Origin of the sequence: Paracoccus halophilus (assembly GCF_000763905.1) — a bacterium.
GTDB lineage: Bacteria > Pseudomonadota > Alphaproteobacteria > Rhodobacterales > Rhodobacteraceae > Paracoccus > Paracoccus halophilus.
Window position 1 is genome coordinate 1 of the sequence record NZ_JRKN01000117.1, and the last position, 276, is coordinate 276.

Annotated in this window: 1 protein-coding gene; it reads left to right on the top strand. The window is 65.6% G+C overall.

Annotation, left to right across the window (positions count from 1 at the left end; all coding sequences use genetic code 11):
- The coding region (locus IT41_RS21410) for a phage baseplate assembly protein V (protein ID WP_036744456.1) at nucleotides 1-276 on the top strand (276 nt) is incomplete at both ends.

Sequence of the window (276 nt, forward strand, 5' to 3'; positions counted from 1 at the left end):
TGGTGCGGTTCCACTGGGACTTGGCGAACGCCTATTCGATGCGCTGCCGGGTCAGCCAGAACTGGGCCGGCGCCGGCTGGGGCGGCATGGTCATCCCGCGGATCGGCATGGAGGTGCTGGTCGAGTTTCTGGAGGGCGATCCCGACAAGCCGGTCGTCGTGGGCAATGTCTTCAACGGCAAGAACGATGCGCCCTATCCGCTCCCGGCCCACAAGACGCGCGCGGTCTGGCGGTCGAACACCCATCAGGGCTCGGGCTTCAATGAGATCAGCTTCG